Raw genomic sequence first — 515 nt, 5'->3', positions numbered from 1 at the left:
CCGTTCGCGTCGCCTTCCATCGTGATGGTCGGTACCGAAATCGTCGGCGCCGCTGCCAGACGCTTCTCCAGATCGTCGTACTGCGCCTCGCCCTTGACCAGCCCCAGACGCCAGCGATAGTTGTGAATCACCACCGCCACATGATCCGGGTTATTGAACGCTTGCGCCGAACGCTCGTAGGTCGCATCGTCGAAATTCCATTTCGGCGATGCGGTGTGCCAGATCAGCTTGTTGAAGTCGTGGCGGTTCGCGTCGTAGCCTGCATAGCCGCGCTCCGTCGCGAAGTAGAACTGATACCACCAGGCCAGCTCCGCCTTCGGCGGCAACGGCGTGCGGTTCGCCTCCTGGCTGCCGATCAGATAGCCGCTCACCGACACCATCGCCTTGCATCGTTCCGGCCACAGCGCGGCGATGATATTCACCGTACGCGCACCCCAGTCGAAGCCGCCGAAAATCGCCTTGTCGATCTTCAATGCGTCCATCAACGCAATGATGTCGACGGCCACCACAGCCTG

1 protein-coding gene is annotated in these 515 nt (G+C 61.4%); it reads right to left on the bottom strand.

Going from position 1 to position 515, the window contains the following annotated elements:
• A partial coding sequence (locus P0D80_RS51085; RefSeq protein WP_408296575.1) for an alpha/beta fold hydrolase occupies positions 1 to 515 on the bottom strand: 515 nt, incomplete at both ends.

This window comes from Paraburkholderia sp. RL17-373-BIF-A (assembly GCF_046030175.1).
GTDB lineage: Bacteria > Pseudomonadota > Gammaproteobacteria > Burkholderiales > Burkholderiaceae > Paraburkholderia.
Note: the sequence above shows the minus strand (reverse complement) of the source record. Positions and strands in the feature narration are given on the sequence as shown.